We start from the raw sequence: 16,916 nt of genomic DNA on the forward strand, positions 1-16,916 counted from the left end.
GCGCGGCGCCCCGGCGCTCGGCCGGCGCTCGCTACGCTCGGAAGACGCATCCGAGGGGGAATCGTGGGACTGTTCACACCGAAGCGACCGCAGCCGGTCGCGCAGCGGCCCGTCCGCGCGCCCTGGTCGCTCTGGGCCGACTCGTTCGGTCGACTCGCGACGCGTGCGCTCCAGATCATCCTCGTGCTCATCGTCGTCACCGGCGTGATCTACGCGATGGTGCAGCTCACGCTCGTGATCATCCCGGTGATGCTCGCGCTGATCATCGCCGCGGCCTTCGCGCCCGTCATGAGCTGGATGCGCCGCCGCGGCGTGCCGTCGGCGCTCGCGACCGCCGCCGCGCTGCTCGCGATCGTCGTCGTGCTCGGCAGCGTCATCTGGCTCATCGTCAACGCGGTGCGCGACCAGCTCGACGAGCTCGTCAGCCAGGCCGAGCAGGGCTTCGACCAGGTGCTCGAGTGGGTCACGACACTGCCGTTCGCGCCCACGAACGAGCAGATCGGCGAGGCGCGGACCGCCGTCGTCGACTTCCTCACGAGCGCGCAGTTCGGCTCTGGCGCACTAGCGGGCGTGAGCGCCGCCGCGAACTTCCTCACCGGGTTCGTGCTGATGATCGTCATGCTCTTCTTCTTCCTCAAGGACGGCCCGCGCATCTGGGAGTTCCTGCTGCGCCCCTTCGAGGGCGACTCCTACGCGCGCGGCAAGCGCATCGGCGGCAAGACGGTCGAGACGCTCGGCGGCTACGTGCGCGGCACCGCCACCGTGGCGTTCGTCGACGCGGTCGCCATCGGCATCGTGCTCTGGGTCGTGCAGGTGCCACTGGCACTGCCGCTGGCCGTGCTGGTCTTCCTGCTCGCCTTCATCCCCCTCGTCGGTGCCACGCTCGCCGGCGCGCTCGCGACGCTCGTCGCGCTGGTCGCCAACGACCTGGTGACGGCGCTGATCGTGCTGGTCGCCGTCATCCTCGTGAACCAGCTGGAAGGCAACTTCCTGCAGCCGGTGGTCATGGGCCGCTCGCTCGAGCTGCACGCGCTCGTCATCCTCATCGCCCTGACGATCGGCACCGTGCTCGGCGGCATCGTCGGCGCCGTGCTCGCCGTGCCGATCACCGCGGTCGCCTGGGGCATCACGCAGGTGTGGGAGGGCGACGACCGGCCCGCCCGGATGTTCCGGCAGAAGCGACCAGAGACGGTCTAGCCGCCGGTCCGCGGCCGCCCCGCAGGTACTGACTGCTCAGGCAGCGGCAGGGCGACGGATGCGGCTGAAGCCGACCAGCGCGAGGCTGATCGCGATGCCGGTGAACAGCACCCACGGGAGCGAGCCCGGCCCCCAGGTATCGAACGCGATCGCGCCCAGCAGCGCACCGCCACCGATCCCGACGTTGAAGCCCGTCGTGTACCAGGCCATCGCCGGCTGCAGCAGGCGCTCGGGCGCCGCCTCGAGCAGTCTCGTCTGCAGCAGCGGCGGCAGCGCACCCATGGCGAGGCCCCAGACCAGCACGGCCGCGATCGTCAGCGGCAGCACGGTCGAGAGCGCGAGCACGACCATCGTCAGCAGCATCACGATCATGCACGCGACGACCCCGGCCAGCGGCCTGCCCCCGAGCCAGATCGTGAGCGCGAGCACCGCGATCGCACCCATCACGCCGTAGGCGAGCAGCGCCGGGCTCAGCCACTCCTCCGGCAGCTGCGCATGCTGCACGAGAAACGGTGCGATGAACGTGTAGAAGGCGTACTGCCCGGTCATCGCGAGGGTGGTCGAGATGACGGCCACGACCATGCCGCTCATCGAGACCCTCGGGTGATCGACCGGCAGCGCGATCGAGCCCGTCTCCGTGGTGGCCGCATCCTTCATGTGGTCGACCGCCGGCAGCGCCTTCCACACCGCGAGCGCCGCGAGCAGGCTCGCGACGCCGAAGACGGCGAACGCCCAGCGCCATCCCACCGCCTGGCCGAGCAGCGTCGACAGCGGCAGACCCAGCACGAACGCGAGCGATCCGCCCGCGCTCGTGATCGCGACCGCGCGCCCGAGCAGCTCTGGCGGCACCAAGTAGGCGGCGTAGGCTCCCACGACGGTCCAGAAGACGCCGTGCGCCAGCCCGCCGAGGATGCGCATCGCCACGATCCACTCGTAGGTGGGCACGACCGCCGTCGCGAGGCAGGAGGCGGTGAAGACGAGCAGCACGACGACCACCAGCGCGTGGCGCGGCACCCGGCGGGTGAGGCGGATGAGCGTGGTCGACGAGACCACCACCGTGAAGGCGAACACCGACACGAGCAGGCCGATTCCGCTCTCGGAGACGGCGAGGTCGCGGCTCATCGGCAGCACCAACCCCATCGGCAGCATCTCGATGGAGATGTTGACGAAGATCGCGAGCGCGAGCACGAGCAGGGCCGCCATCGGGAAAGGCGTCGCGGACCGCTGGCCCGTCGCTGTCTGCTCGCTCACGAGCGTCGAGCCTACGCGGATCCCACGATCAGGCAGGCGGGCTACGGTCGCCATGTGCTCACTGCAGACGAGGTGCTGAACGCCCGGTTCACCACCGGCGGCACGCTCTACGCGGGGTACGACGCCCATCAGGTCGACGACTGGCTCGATCGGGTGATCAGCACGCTGCGGGCGCACGAGGGGGAGGCGGACGGCGACGTGCAGCTGCTGGCCGAGGATGCGCAGCAGGTGCGCTTCCGCATGCTCCGCGGTGCGGGCGCCTACGACACCGTCCAGGTGGACGACGTCATCGATCGCATCGCGTCGGCGCTCGTCGAGCACGAGGCGTAGCCCGTCGCCGCTGCCCGCACGGCACGGCTCCTGCGTGCCGTCGCGCATAGACTCGTCCGGTGAGCAACCACTGGATCCTGTCGTTCATCTGCGAAGACCGGCCCGGCATCGTGCACGCAATCTCCGGCGCGATCGTCGACTGCGGCGGCAACATCACCGAGTCGCAGCAGTTCTCCTCCGGCGACACCGACCGATTCTTCATGCGCCTGCAGGTCGAGGCGACCGCCGAGCGCGCCGCATTCGAGGCGCAGCTCGCTCCCGTGATCGAGCGCTACGACATGCAGTGGCACCTCGACGACGTGGGGCGCCCGCTCAAGACCCTCGTGCTGGTGTCGAAGGCCGCGCACTGCCTGGGCGACATGCTCTTCCGCCAGCGTGCCGGTCAGCTCTCGGTCGACATCCCTCTGGTGATGTCGAACCACCCGGATCTGGGCTCGCTCGCCGCCTTCTACAACGTGCCCTTCGAGCACGCGCCGGTCGTGGACGCCGACTCGAAGGCCGCGTTCGAGCGGCGCATCCTCGAGGTCGTCGAGGCGGAGGGCATCGAGCTGGTGGTGCTCGCCCGCTACATGCAGATCCTGTCGCCGGAGCTCTGCGCGGCGCTCGAGGGCAGGCTCATCAACATCCACCACTCGTTCCTGCCCGGCTTCAAGGGCGCGAATCCCTACCGGCAGGCGCACGCCCGCGGGGTGAAACTGATCGGAGCCACCGCCCACTTCGTCACGAGCGACCTCGATGAGGGCCCGATCATCGAGCAGAACGTGGTGCGCGTCGACCACGCCCACTCGCCCGCGCAGCTCGTCGCGATCGGCCAGGACGAGGAGTCGCGCACGCTCTCGCGGGCGGTGCAGTGGTTCGCGGAGGATCGCGTGCTGCTCGACGGCCAGCGCACCATCATCTTCCGCTGAGCCCGTCGGCGCGACGAAGATTCATCGCGCATTCACTCGAACCCCTCGCAAACGTCAGTGGACCGGGTTAGGTTGAGGCCACCCCTTGTCCCCGATGGAGTGGATTCATGCGCGCACGCACCCTGCTCGGCACTGGAACAGTCGCCGCGCTCGCCCTGACGGGCATCGTCGCTACCCCGGCAGTCGCCGCGGAGCATCCCGTGATCAACGAGTTCTCGGCCAACGTCACGAGCACCGATGGCGGCTTCGAGTTCATCGAGGTCTACGCCGCCCCCGGCACCGATCTCTCCGGTCATTCGCTGCTGGTCGTCAAGGGCGACTCCAACGCGATCGGCGAGGTGCTGCAGTCGAACCCCGTGCCTGCCGTCGACACCGACGGCTTCGGGCTGCTGGAGTACCCCGCGAACGGCATCCAGAACGGCTCGATCACGCTGCTGCTCGTCGAGGGCACGGCGGCAGTCGGATCCACCATCGACGCGGATGCCGACGGGACGATCGACGAGAGCGTCGACTTCACGGTCGTGGACGCGGTTGCGACCATGGACGGCGACAGCGGCGACCTGAGCTGGGGCGTGGAGCTCACGCGCGGCTACGACGGCAACAGCAACGCCGTCGGCGGCGCCAGCCGCATCCCCGACGGCACCGACACGGATGCCGCCGCGGACTGGGTGCGCAACGACTTCAACAAGGCCGGCTTCGACGGCTTCGACGGGCCGCCCGCTGACGGCGTGGCATGGAACACGCCGGGCGCCGCGAATGAGGTGTACGAGGTCGAGGAGCCTCCGACCGACGGCACCTGCGGCTCGGATGCCGTGATCGCCATCGGCGAGGTGCAGGGCGACGGCGACGCGACCCCGCTCAGCGGCCAGACCGTGACGGTCGAGGGCGTGGTCGTGGGCGATTGGCAGTCCGGCGGCTTCGACGGCTTCACGCTGCAGGACGCGGGTGACGCCGATGACGCGACGAGCGACGGCATCTTCATCTACGCACCGGGCACCGACGGCTTCGCCGAGGGCGACCTCGTGCAGGTGACCGGCACCGCCGGCGAGAACTTCGGCATGACGCAGATCTCGAACGCGAACCTGCTCGACTGCGGCGAAGGAACGATGCCCGCCGCCACCGAGCTCGAGCTGCCGATCGCCGACCACGAGGCGACCGAGAGCATGCTGGTGACGCTGCCGCAGACGCTCTCGATCCTCGAGTACTTCAACTACGGCCGCTTCGGCCAGGTCGTCGTCGGCACCGAGCGTCAGATGCAGCCGACCGCGGTCGCCGCTCCGGGTTCGGACGAGGCTGCGGCCATCGCCGCGGCGAACGCCGCCAACCGCATCACGATCGACGACGGCCGTTCGTCGCAGAACCCCGACCCGGCCATCCACCCCGCCAATCTCGAGGAGTTCACGCTCGAGAACCGGTTCCGCGGCGGCGACACGATCACCGGCATCACCGGGGTGCTCGACTGGCGATTCAGCACCTGGGCGGTGCAGCCCACGGAGGCCGGCACCTACAGTGCAGTGAACCAGCGCACCCCGGCACCCGAGATCGAGGGCGCATCGCTCGAGATCGCGTCGTTCAACGTGCTGAACTACTTCACCACCCTGGACAGCCGCGGCGCGGAGACCGCTGCGGAGTTCGACCGCCAGGAGGCGAAGATCGTCGCGGCGATCAACGACCTCGGCTCGGCGGTCGTCGGGCTGCTCGAGATCGAGAACAATGACGGCGTCGCACTCGACACGCTCGTCGAGGCGCTGAACGGCGACGCCGGCAGCGAGCTGTGGGCCGGGATCGACACCGGCACGCTCGGCACCGACGCCATCACGACGGCGCTCATCTACCAGCCGGCGCTCGTGATGCCGGAGGGCGACTTCGCGGTGCTCGACTCCTCCGTCGACGCGCGGTTCGACGACGACAAGAACCGACCGGCGCTCGCGCAGTCGTTCCGCGACGTCGCGACCGACCGCATCCTCACGGTCGCGGTCAACCACCTGAAGTCGAAGGGCTCCGCGTGCGAGGGCGACGTCGGCTCCCCCGAGCAGGGCAACTGCAACGACGTGCGCACCGCGGCCGCGGCCGCGCTCGCCGACTGGATGGCGGGTGAGCCGACCGGCGTCGACGCCGACGGCTCGCTGATCATCGGCGACCTGAACGCCTATGACCACGAGGATCCGATCACGACGCTCGAGGGCGCCGGCTGGGAGGATCTGCTGGAGACGTTCCAGGGCGAGAACGCCTACACCTACGTCTTCGACGGCCAGCTAGGCTACCTCGACTACGGGCTCGCCGATGACGCGATGCTGCCGTTCGTCGTCGGCGCCCAGGCGTGGCACGCGAACGCTGACGAGCCGAGCATCATCGACTACTCGATGGCGTTCAAGCAGGATGCGCAGGACGCGCTGTTCGCTCCCGATCCCTTCAGGGCAAGCGACCACGACGCCGTCGTGATCGGTCTCGACTGGGAGGCGGCAGTGCCGCCGGAGACGATGGTCGAGACCTACGCCGGCGTCAACCGCTACGAGACGAACGCCGACACGTCCGCCGCGACCTTCGAGCCCGGCACCGACGTGCTCCTGGCGTCCGGCGACCTGTTCCCGGATGCGCTTGCAGCCGGACCCGCCGCGGCCAGCGTGGACGCGAGCCTGCTGCTGACGCGACCCGACACGCTGCCGTCCTTCACGGCGGAGGAGCTCGAGCGGCTGCAGCCGGAGTCGGTCACGATCATCGGCGGCACGCCGTCGGTCTCGGCCGCGGTCGTCGTGCAGGTGCTCGAGATCGTGCCCGGTGCCAGGGTCGAGCGCATCGCCGGCGCGAATCGCTACGAGACGGCGGCGATGATCGCCGAGCGCTACTTCAGCGATGCGTCGGAGGCGTTCATCGCGAGCGGCCAGGTCTTCGCTGACGCGGTCTCGGCGAGCGGCACCGCTTCGGCGCTCGGCGACATGCCGGTGCTGCTGACGCCTCAGGCGCGCGCGGACGACGCGACGGTTGCGGCGCTCTCGACGCTCGGCGTGGAGACGGCGACGGTGCTCGGTGGCCAGCCCTCGGTCTCCGACGCAGCGCTGCGCGCCTACCGCGACACCGGGGTCACGGTGACGCGTCTGGCCGGCTCCGACCGCTACGCCACGAACGCGATGCTCGTCGAGCGGTTCATCACGCCGAGCGACGACCAGGCGATCGCGATCGCGTCGGGGCTCAACTTCCCCGATGCCCTGTCCGCCTCCATGGTCGCCGGTGCCCACAGCGCCCCGGTGCTGCTGGCCGTGCGCTCCTGCGTGCGGCTCGCGGTGGAGGAGCAGATCGCTGACCTCGCACCGGCGACGGTCTACAACGTCGGCGGTCTGCCGGCGCTGTCGCCGGACGCGTGGCGCACCAGCTGCTGAGCTGACGCGAGGGCCCGCACCCGATCGGGGCGCGGGCCCTCTGCGTGCGGCCGGCCGTAGGCTGGTCGTGTGACCGAGTCGAGCCTGCTCCTGACGACCGACCGTGCGCTCATCGACGGGCGATTCGTGACGGATGCCTGGCTGGAGTCCGCGCGCGGCGTGATCACGGCGATCGGTCAGGGCGCGCCGCCGCGTGCGCCGGATCTCACGCTGACGGGCACGCTGGTGCCGGGATTCGTCGACATCCACTGCCACGGGGGGCTCGGCTCCGCCTTCGACGATGCCGCGCCGGAGTGGGAGCGGGTCGCGGCATTCCGGACGAGCCACGGATCGACGCGCCAGGCCGTGTCGCTCGTGACGGCGCCGCTCGACCTGCTGCTGCCGCGTCTCGAGGCGGCGGCGGCACGATGCGCGGTGGATGACGCGCTGCTCGGCGTGCACCTCGAGGGGCCGTTCCTCGCCGACAGCCACCGTGGCGCGCATGACCCGCGCGCGCTGCAGGCGCCGACGCCGGACGCGGTGGAGCGGCTGCTCGACGCCGGCGACGGCAGGATCCTGCAGATCACCATGGCGCCGGAGCTGCCGGGGGCGATCGATGCCATCGGCCGCTTCGTCGCGGCGGGTGTGCGCGTCGCAGTCGGGCACACCGGCGCCGATGCGGCCACCGCGCGCGCAGCATTCGACGCGGGCGCAACCCTGCTCACCCACGCCTGCAACGGCATGCCGCCGATGCATCACCGCTCCCCCGGCCCGCTGGCGACGGCGCTGCTGGACGAGCGGATCACGCTCGAGGCGATCGCCGACGGTGAGCACGTCGCTGCGGAGATGCTGGCGCTGCTCGTGCAGTCTGCGCCCGGGCGCGTGGCGCTGGTCACCGACGCGATGGCTGCGGCCGGGATGCCGGATGGCGACTACCGGATCGGCTCGCTCGACGTGCGGGTCGAGCAGGGACTGCCGCGGCTCGCCGAGGGCGGCTCGATCGCGGGCTCCACCCTCAGCCTCGACCGCGCGCTGCGTGTGCTGACCGACGCCGGCGTGCCGCTGATCGCCGCCATCGAGGCTGCGACGCGCGTGCCGGCCGACGCGGTGGGCCGCGCCGACCTCGGTCGCTTGGCCGTGGGTGCGCGCGCCGACCTGGTGTCGCTCGACGACGAGCTCGCGGTGCGCGGCGTCTGGCGTGACGGGGTCGCGGTCTCGGGGCACGTTCCGGTCTCGTGACGCGTGCGGCTGCGCCGCCCGCTCCTCGACCTACGAGGTCACCCCCGCCGCTGGTCGAGGAGGCGACGGCCCGCACTCCGTAGGTCGAGGAGGCGGCGGCCCGCAGGGACGCCGCCGTCTCGAGACCGAAGGCACCCACGATCCGTTCCGCCGGGCTACTGGAAGTCGCGGGAGCGGGGGCTCGGCACGTCGAAGCGGTCGAGCCGGTCGGCCAGCAGCGCGATCACGCCCTCGGGCGTGCGCTGCAGCATCCCCCGCACGATCAGGGCCGGCGCATGCCTCGCCACCTGCCGCGCATGCGCCCACAGCCCCTTCGAGATGATGACGTTGAGCATCCCCGTCTCATCCTCCAGGTTCATGAACGTCACCCCCTGCGCCGTGCTGGGTCGCTGCCGGTGCGTCACGATGCCTGCCGCCTGCACCCGGCGCCCCTCCTCCGCCTGCGCCAGAGCGGCGATCGGCAGCACGCCGCGCCCATCGAGCATGCCTCTCGCGTAGCGCACCGGGTGGTCGCCGGGGGTCACGCCAGTCGCCCAGACGTCGAGCGCCACCTGCTCCTCGGCGCTCAGGATCGGTAGCAGCGGCGGCTGCAGGCTCACCTGCGAGCCCTCGAGCTGGTCCTCGCGCTCGGTCGAGGCGGGGCCGGCGAGCCACAGCCCTTCACGGCGGGTCACCCCCAGCCCTTCGAGCGCGCCGGCGGTCGCGAGCGCCTCGAGCTCGCCGCGGTCGAGGTCGGCCCGCCGGGCCAGATCATGGATGTCGCGCAGCGGCGCCGCCTCCCGCGCCGCGACGATGCGGTTGGCGGCCGCCGCGCCCACGCCCGTGACGCTCGACAGGCCCATCCGCACCGAGAAGGCCCCATCGCGGCGGTGCCGGTTGCGCATCGCGAGGGTCTCGGAAGCCACGGGCGGCACGGGCGGCTGTTCGCGCGCCAGGCAGGCGTCGTCGCCGCCGGCCGCGCACCCGTTCGGTTCGAGCCCGGCGTCGATCGCGGAGCGCACCACGTCGGGCCGCAGCGTCTCGACCCCGTGCCGCAGCGCATCCGCCGTCAGCGTCTGCGGCGACCAGAACCCCATCGGCTGGCTGCGCAGCAATCCGGCAAGGAACGCCGCCGGGTAGTGCAGTCGCATCCACGACGACGCATAGACGAGCTTCCCGAACGCGAGCGAGTGGGACTCGGCGAACCCGAAGCCGGCGAACGCCTCGATCTTGCGGTAGATCGACTCGGCGACATCCGGCTCGACGCCGTTGGCCGCCATGCCGGCGAACAGCTTCGCCTTCAGCGCCGCGATCCGATCGAGTGAGCGCTTCGAGCCGATCGCGCGGCGCAGCTGGTCGGCCTCAGCGGCGTCGAAGCCGCCCACCGCGACCGACATCTGCATCAGCTGCTCCTGGAACAGCGGCACGCCGAGCGTGCGCTCGAGCACAGGGATCAGGAGCGGATGCGGGTAGGTGATCGGCTCTGCTCCCGTGCGGCGGCGGATGTAGGGGTGCACCGCGCCACCCTGGATCGGCCCGGGTCGGATGAGCGCGATCTCGACCACCAGGTCGTAGAAGCAGCGCGGCTTCAGGCGCGGCAGCGTCGCCATCTGCGCCCGTGACTCCACCTGGAAGATGCCGACGGCATCCCCCTCGCAGAGCATGTCGAAGACGCCGGCTTCCTCGACGGGGATCGACGCGAGCGTCCACGACTCGCCCAGCTGCTCGGCTGCGAGCGCCATCGTGTGCGACAGCGCGCTGAGCATGCCGAGGCCCAGCAGGTCGAACTTCACGAGCCCCATCCACTCGCAGTCGTCCTTGTCCCACTGCAGCACCGTGCGGCCGGGCATGCGGGCGGGCTCGATCGGGCAGACCGAGCCCACCGGCTCCTCGGTGAGCACCATGCCACCGGAGTGGATGCCCAGGTGGCGGGGCGCGTGCAGGAACTCGCCAGCGAGCTCGACGACGGCGTCGGGGATGCCGGGGGCTTCGGCCTGCGAGCGCGACTCGACCGACTTCGACCAGGCGTTCTGCTGGCCGACCGCGTAGCCGAGCGCCTTCGCGGCGTCGCGCACCGCCGACTTCGGTCGGTAGGTGATGACGTTGGCGACCTGGGCGGCGTTGCGTCTGCCGTACTGCTCGTAGACGTGCTGGATGACCTCCTCGCGGCGGCCGGCGTCGAAGTCGATGTCGATGTCGGGCTCCTCCTCGCGCATCATCGAGATGAAGCGCTCGAACGGCAGCCGGTAGCGGATCGGGTCGACGGCGGTGATGCCGAGGATGAAGCAGACGGCGCTCGCGACGGCGCTGCCGCGGCCCTGGCAGAGGATGCCTCGATCGTGCGCGAACTCGGCGATCTCGAACACGATCAGGAAGTAGCCCGCGAAGCCCTTCTCGTCGATGAGGCCGAGCTCGTGCTCGAGCCGGGCGGCGACCTCGGGGCTCGGACGGCCGTCGACGGCGTCGTAGACGCGGGGCAGCCGCTCGGCGACGAGCGCTCGCAGCCAGCTCATGGGCGTGTGCCCCTCCGGCACCTCGACGTTCGGCAGCCGAGGGGATGCGGCGCGCAGGTCGAAGGCGAGCTCGCGGCCGAGCGCCGCAGCCGTGTCGATCGCACCGGGAAACGCGCGGAAGCGACGGGCCATCACGGTGCCGCTGCGCAGCGAGGGGACGCCGCCGGCCGGCAGCCAGGCGTCGAGCTCGTCGATGGAGCGGCGGGCGCGCACCGCGGCGACCGCATCGCCGAGCCGCTGCCGGGTGGGCGAGGCGATGTGCGCATTCGTGGTGGCGATCACCGGCAGCCCCCGGCGCTCCGCGAGCTCGGCGAGCACCCGGTTGCGCTCGAAGTCGCGCGGGTCGCCGATGTCGCTGAGCTCCACCACGACGCGGTCGCGGCCGAACAGCGACGCGAGCCGATCGAGCTCCGTGCCCGCCGCATCCGCGCCTGCCGCCGCCGAGCCGAGCCGCTCGAACGCCTGCCGCACGCTGCCCTTGCGACAGCCCGAGAGCACCATCCACTCCCCGTTCGCCGTCTCGGCGAGCTGCTCGAGCTCGAACACCGGCCTGCCCTTCTCGCCCGGGCCGTGCATGTCGGAGGTCAGGTAGCCGTCGGTGAGCGCGGTGGCGAGCGCCGTGTAGCCGGCCGGGCCGGTCGCGAGCGCCACGAGGTGACTGCCGTCGGGGTCGGGGATGCCGTGCTGAGGCGCCTCGAGGCCGAGCGTGAACTCGGTGCCGAACACGGTCGGCAGCTCGGCCTCTGCGGCGGCCTCGGCAAAGCGCACGGCGCCGTAGAGCCCATCGTGGTCGACGAGCGCGAGCGCCTCGAGCCCGAGCCTGCGCGCCTCGTTGACGAGCTCTGCCGGGCTGGAGGCACCGTCGAGGAAGGAGTAGTGCGAGTGCGCGTGCAGCTCGGCATAGGGGGTCGTCGCCCCTGGCGCGGGCACGCGGATGCGCGGCCGGCGCGCCTCCTCGAGCTCGGCCGCGACGGCGGTCTTGCCCGCGCTGACGTCGCGGTCGCTGAGGATGCCCTCGAGCTCGCGCCAGGGCATCGACGGGTTGTTCCAGCCAGCCATCCGCTCCCCCTCCGTCCGTCAACCGGTCCAGTGGTCGCGCAGCCGAAATATCGGTCCGCCAGACCACAGGACCGGTTGACGGACGAGAGTCGGGTGGCAGGCGGCAGTGCGGCGTCGATCGTCAGGCATAGCGGCCCTCCGCGAGCCATGCGCCATCGACGTGCAGCAGCACCCACGCCTCGCCCTCGCCGTCGAGCAGCTGCACGCGGTGCACCGTGTCGCCCAGCTCGCGGCGCCGGATCGGCCACGGCCCCGCCCACGCCACGACTCGGCGGCGAGGCGCCGCGGGTGGTGAGAACACGGCGGGGGATGCATCGCGCACGTCGAGCGCACCGGGCTCGACCGAGCGCCCCTCCGCGTCGGTGAGCAGCACCGGCAGCGGCGGCCGGAAGACGACGCTCGGGCGCGGGGCCGGCAGCGCGCCCGGCCATGGCCCGGCGGACTGCACCGGTGCCGCATCCCCCCAAGGCGTGAGCACACCCCGCTCGGCCAGCAGCCGGCCACCACCGGTGGCGGCGGTCAGCACCGCCTCGCGGCCGAGCATGCGCTGCAGCCGTTCGAGCGCGTGCTTGGTGCGGTCGTCGATGTCGCCGCCGCCCCACAGCCCCGGCATGTGCTCGGCGTCGGCGTCGAGGCGCTCGGGGCTCGCCTGCACCTCCACGAGCGCCGAGCCGAGCTCGCTCTCGGTGAGCTGCCACCGCATCCGATCGACGATGTCGCCCGCGCGCAGGAAGCCGGGTTGGCGCCAGAGCCGCTCGCTCACGCGCCCCTCCTCGCCGCGCAGCAGGATGCGGATCTCGCTGCACACCAGCCGCTGCTCCGCCAGCTGCCGCACGAAGCGGTCGACCGGCTCGCGCACCGCGAGCGCCAGTTCGGCGACGCCCTCGATGCCCGGTTCGAAGACGAGCCGCAGGGCCCGCTCCTCGCCCAGCCCCGCCTCATCGATGCGTCGATCGTCGAGCCCGCGGGCGCGGGCGAGCGCGACGAGGCCGGCGGGGCCGAAGCGGTCGCGCACGCTGTCGTCGGGCAGCTGCCCGAAGCCGCCGAGCGTGTGCACCCCGAGGCGATGGAGCATGCTCGGCAGCTCGTCGTCGCCAAGCACGCTCACCGGCAGCGAGCTCAGGAACTCGCGGCTGCGCCCGTCGGGCACGATCGTCTCGCTGCCCGCGCCCACCGCGAGCTCCGCCGTGAAGCGGTCGTCGGCAACGCCGAAGGCCGCAGTCAGCCCGAGTGGCGCGAGCGCAGCGCGCACCGCCTCGAGCGCGCGCGGCTCGGAGCCGTAGAACCTGCTCGCCCCGCGCATCCGGAAGGCCAGCGCACCATCGCCGATGGGCTGCGCCGCCGGCACCACCGCGAGCACCGCGCGCACGACGCGCTCGAAGGCGAGCGCCTCCCCCACCGGATCGGCAGGCGCGAGCGCGAGCATGGGAGACGCCGCTTGCGCATCGCGCACCCGCATGCCGATCCGCACGCCATCGCTGCGAGCCCCGGCATCGCAGGCGACGATGCGCAGGCCGTGCACCACGGCACCCGGCGCGCCGACCTCGCCGCCGGCGGGCAGCGCTCCGGTTTGACGCGCGACGACGACCGGCCAGTCGGGCACGCGGAGCACACCGACGCGGCTGTCCCGCGGCCGCGCACCTCGCGGCTCGGCACCGCGCTCGATCGTCTCGCTGGTCACTCGACCATGATCGAACACACGTTCGAATGGAGTCAAGCGGATGCGGTGTGTCGCTTCGGGCTCGGTTCCGACATTCGTGTCGGGGGTCGATGACGCGCGGCTGCTTGTGGGCAGGCGGAAGCGCGGGGCGCACGGTCGCGCCCCGCGCTCGCCTGCTCGATCAACGCATCGACTGCACGCGACGCGCGCCGATCAGCAGCAGCAGCCCGAGAGCCAGCAGTGCCAGCCCGATCGGGAGCGCCCCGGTCTGGGTCGCCCCCGTCTGCGGCAGCGACGCTGCCCCAGCGGCCGAGCGATCCACGCCCGTTGCGCCAGCGGTGCGATCCAGGACCGAGGCATCGACCTTGCTGTCACCGGAATCGACCGGAGCGTCGGGGTTGCCGGACTCGCCGAGCGCACCCTCCTCGACCTCTTCGCCCGGTGTTCCGGGCTCGACAGGAGCACCCGGCTCCACCGGGGTACCCGGCTTGACGGGCGCGCCCGGCTCGACAGGCGTTCCAGGCACCGGCGAACCAGGCTCGGGCGTCGCCGGCTCTCCAGGCGTGACCGGCGTCTCACCATCGGTGGCTCCGGAGTCGATCGTCGAACCCGAGCTCGTCGCATCGCCCAGCACCGCGACCGCGTTGCCGCCAACGACCACCGGCGCCACAGCACCGATCACCGCCTGCGTTCCGCCGAGCAGGCTGTCATCACCGGACGTCGACGGACCACCCGTCGAACCCACCGCGCCCGACGCGCTCGAACCCGAGCTCGTCGCGTCACCGAGCACGGCAACCGCGTTGCCACCGGCGACGACCGGCGCCAGCACATCGGCGACGACCTGCGTCCCGCCGAACAGGCTGTCATCACCCGACGTCGACGCACCATCCGCCGAACCCGAGCCAGCCGAACCCGCCGAGCCCGACGCGCTCGAACCCGAGCTCGTCGCGTCACCGAGCACGGCGACCGCGTTGCCGCCCACGACGACCGGCGCCAGCACATCGGCGACGACCTGCGTCCCACCGAGCACGCTGTCATCACCCGACGTCGACGCACCATCCGCCGAACCCGAACCAGCCGAACCCGCCGAACCCGACGCGCTCGAACCCGAGCTCGTCGCGTCACCCAGCACCGCGACCGCGTTGCCACCGACGACGACCGGCGCCAGCACGTCGGCGACGACCTGCGTCCCACCGAGCACGCTGTCATCACCCGACGTCGACGCACCATCTGCCGAACCCGAACCAGCCGAATCCGCCGAGCCCGACGCGCTCGAACCCGAGCTCGTCGCGTCGCCCAGCACCGCGACCGCGTTGCCACCGACGACCACCGGCGCCACAGCACCGATCACCGCCTGCGTCCCGCTGAGCACGCTGTCATCACCCGACGTCGACGCACCATCCGCCGAACCCGAGTCAGTCGAACCCGCCGAACCCGACGCGCTCGAACCCGAGCTCGTCGCATCGCCCAGCACCGCGACCGCGTTGCCGCCGGCGACGACCGGCGCCAGCACATCGGCGACGACCTGCGTCCCGCCGAGCAGGCTGTCGTCACCCGACGTCGACGCACCATCTGCCGAACCCGAGCCGTCACTCGTCGCCGAAGCGCTCGAGTCAGAACTCGTCGCGTCACCCAGCACCGCAACCGCGTTGCCGCCGACCGTCACGGGTGCAGCAACATCCGCCACGGCCTGCGAGCCGGACAGCAGCCCGTCATCGCCCGACGTCGCCGCACCAGCGGCGCTGCCAGAGGACGAGGACGACTCCGCCGTCGAGCCCGAGCTCGACGCGTCGCCCAGCACGGCGATCGCATTGCCGCCCACCGTCACCGGTGCATCGACCGCGATGAGCGCTGCGTTGCCCGAGAGCACGCCCCCGATGCCCGACGTGTCGACATCTGCCGATGGTGTCGTCGCGGTCGAGGACGCCGCCGAGTCGCTCGACTCGGCATCGCCGAGTAGCGCGACCGCATTGCCGCCGACCGTGATGGGTGCCGAGAGCGACACCACTGTCTGATTGCTGGATCCGACACCTTCGTCGGTGTCTGTCGCACTGGCGATGCCAGTGCCCGCGGCCCACAGGCCGCCCGCGACCGCTGCTGTGCACAGCGCTCGCCACATGAGGTTGTTCATGGTTCTGCCTTCCCTGATTGGAGTGATCTGCCGTTCCGCACCGGAACGGCTGCATGCCGCGCAAGCGCGGCCGCGGATCGCTCAATCAGGGCTGGCGGTGTGCTCCTCGACGATCGAGGCGGGGGCGCGGTCGTGATCGACTGCGCCCGCCTGCCCGCCCGAGAGCTCGGGCAGCAGGTGGTCATGGATGTCAGCGGGTGACGCCGCCGCCGCGCCGCTCGCGCTGCCCGCGCCTGCGGGCGCAGCAGGTACGGCGGCCGGAGCAGGGGCAGCGGGTTCGCCGATCGGCACCGAACGGTCGATCGATTCGGCTGATTCTGTGACGCCCGGCGGTGTCGCGTCAGGGACGTCGAGCATGTTCCCGAAGCCGATGGCTGCGCCCACGAGCGCATGCAGGCTCGACGTCGGAATGGGTTCGGATGGGTCGTTGCCGTTGAGGCGCTGCGCGGGCACGGAGGTCGTGGTCCCGTCTGAGCCTGTCTGCGGTTCGGCGATCGCGCCGACGGGATCCGCTGGCGCGGGCTGCGCGATCGTTCCGGGAGCTTCACCGGGTGCCCCAGGCGCCGTGGGGCTCTCTGCAGCCGGTTCCGCGGGCGTGGCTGGCGTGATCTCGCCGACCGTCTCCTCCACGACGTCGACGACAGGCTCGACGACGGGCGCCACGACGTCGCCGCCCAGCGTGTCGTCGACGATCGCAACCGTGTCGTCGACGACGCCGATGGCCGGTTCGGTGACCGGGGTCAGCGGAGCGGTGACCGGAGCGAGCACGTCCGCCACAGGAGCGACGACGGCATCGATCACGGGAGCGGTCGGAGCGACTGCCGCCTCGACGACCGGGGTGATCGGTGCCGTGACGCTCTCGACGACGGGAGCGACGATCGTGGTCGCGGGCGCAAGCTCGTCGGCAATGGCACTGACGGGCTCGGTCGCCGCTTCGACGACTGTGCCGACAGGCTCGACGACTGTGCCGACAGGCTCGACCACCGCGCCGACAGGCTCGATCACCGCGCCGACAGGTTCGACCACCGTGCCGACCAGGTCACCGACATCGGCGACCAGCCCGGTCAGACCTCCGCGGTCATCGCCGAGTCCGCTGGCGTGAGCGGGCGCTCCGGCGAGGAGGGAGAGCGAGACTGCACCGATGGCGACGGCGCCGCTCGCGAGCGCGAGGCGCACGATGCGGAGCGGTCCGCGTGCTGCGATCGCTCCCATGCCTGCCTCCGAAGTCGTGACCTTCCCGGGTGCTCACGCCCGACGCTACGCCGATCGCGCAGGAAAGCAAGACAATCTCAG

General features: G+C 71.7%; 10 protein-coding genes. 5 read left to right on the plus strand and 5 right to left on the minus strand.

Annotation, left to right across the window (positions count from 1 at the left end; all coding sequences use genetic code 11):
- Positions 1-69: 69 nt before the first annotated feature.
- The gene (locus tag ABG090_RS10340; protein WP_347757594.1) at positions 70-1,197 is read left to right on the plus strand and encodes an AI-2E family transporter; all 1,128 of its coding nucleotides are present in this window, start codon (positions 70-72) and stop codon (positions 1,195-1,197) included.
- Positions 1,198-1,233: 36 nt separating this feature from the next.
- Here ABG090_RS10340 and ABG090_RS10345 read toward each other — a convergent pair whose 3' ends face one another.
- Positions 1,234-2,448 (minus strand): MFS transporter, encoded by a 1,215-nt coding sequence (locus ABG090_RS10345; protein WP_347754397.1) that lies wholly within the window; start codon positions 2,446-2,448, stop codon positions 1,234-1,236.
- Between the two features lie 54 nt (positions 2,449-2,502).
- On the opposite strand from ABG090_RS10345, the gene ABG090_RS10350 reads away from it, so the two are divergent.
- From ABG090_RS10350 to ABG090_RS10365, 4 genes are all read left to right on the plus strand, one after another.
- On the plus strand, positions 2,503-2,778 hold the full coding sequence (locus ABG090_RS10350; protein ID WP_347754398.1) for a DivIVA domain-containing protein: 276 nt from the start codon (positions 2,503-2,505) through the stop codon (positions 2,776-2,778).
- A 59-nt stretch (positions 2,779-2,837) separates the two neighbouring features.
- Positions 2,838-3,686, plus strand: a complete 849-nt coding sequence (purU, locus tag ABG090_RS10355) for a formyltetrahydrofolate deformylase (protein WP_347754399.1) — start codon at positions 2,838-2,840, stop codon at positions 3,684-3,686.
- A gap of 107 nt (positions 3,687-3,793) precedes the next feature.
- Entirely contained in the window at positions 3,794-7,063 is a 3,270-nt protein-coding gene (locus ABG090_RS10360) for an ExeM/NucH family extracellular endonuclease (RefSeq protein WP_347754400.1), read from the plus strand.
- A 69-nt stretch (positions 7,064-7,132) separates the two neighbouring features.
- Positions 7,133-8,281, plus strand: coding sequence for an amidohydrolase family protein (locus tag ABG090_RS10365; protein ID WP_347754401.1), 1,149 nt, complete (start codon positions 7,133-7,135; stop codon positions 8,279-8,281).
- 155 nt (positions 8,282-8,436) lie between these two features.
- Here the strand turns inward: ABG090_RS10365 and ABG090_RS10370 are convergent, their stop codons facing one another.
- The 4 genes from ABG090_RS10370 to ABG090_RS10385 all read right to left on the minus strand — a co-directional run bounded on the left by ABG090_RS10370 (position 8,437) and on the right by ABG090_RS10385 (position 16,835).
- Complete coding sequence (locus ABG090_RS10370; protein WP_347754402.1) at positions 8,437-11,832, minus strand: error-prone DNA polymerase; 3,396 nt, start codon at positions 11,830-11,832, stop codon at positions 8,437-8,439.
- A 121-nt stretch (positions 11,833-11,953) separates the two neighbouring features.
- Positions 11,954-13,513 carry a DNA polymerase Y family protein gene (locus ABG090_RS10375; RefSeq protein ID WP_347754403.1) on the minus strand — a complete coding sequence of 520 codons (1,560 nt, stop codon included), beginning with the start codon at positions 13,511-13,513 and terminating at the stop codon, positions 11,954-11,956.
- A gap of 160 nt (positions 13,514-13,673) precedes the next feature.
- Positions 13,674-15,623: a chaplin family protein gene (locus ABG090_RS10380; RefSeq protein ID WP_347754404.1), complete on the minus strand. Its 1,950-nt coding sequence runs from the start codon at positions 15,621-15,623 to the stop codon at positions 13,674-13,676.
- Between the two features lie 81 nt (positions 15,624-15,704).
- Positions 15,705-16,835, minus strand: a complete 1,131-nt coding sequence (locus ABG090_RS10385; protein WP_347754405.1) for a hypothetical protein — start codon at positions 16,833-16,835, stop codon at positions 15,705-15,707.
- Positions 16,836-16,916: the final 81 nt, after the last annotated feature.

Source organism: Agrococcus sp. ProA11, assembly GCF_039880525.1.
Classification (GTDB): Bacteria; Actinomycetota; Actinomycetes; order Actinomycetales; family Microbacteriaceae; genus Agrococcus; species Agrococcus chionoecetis.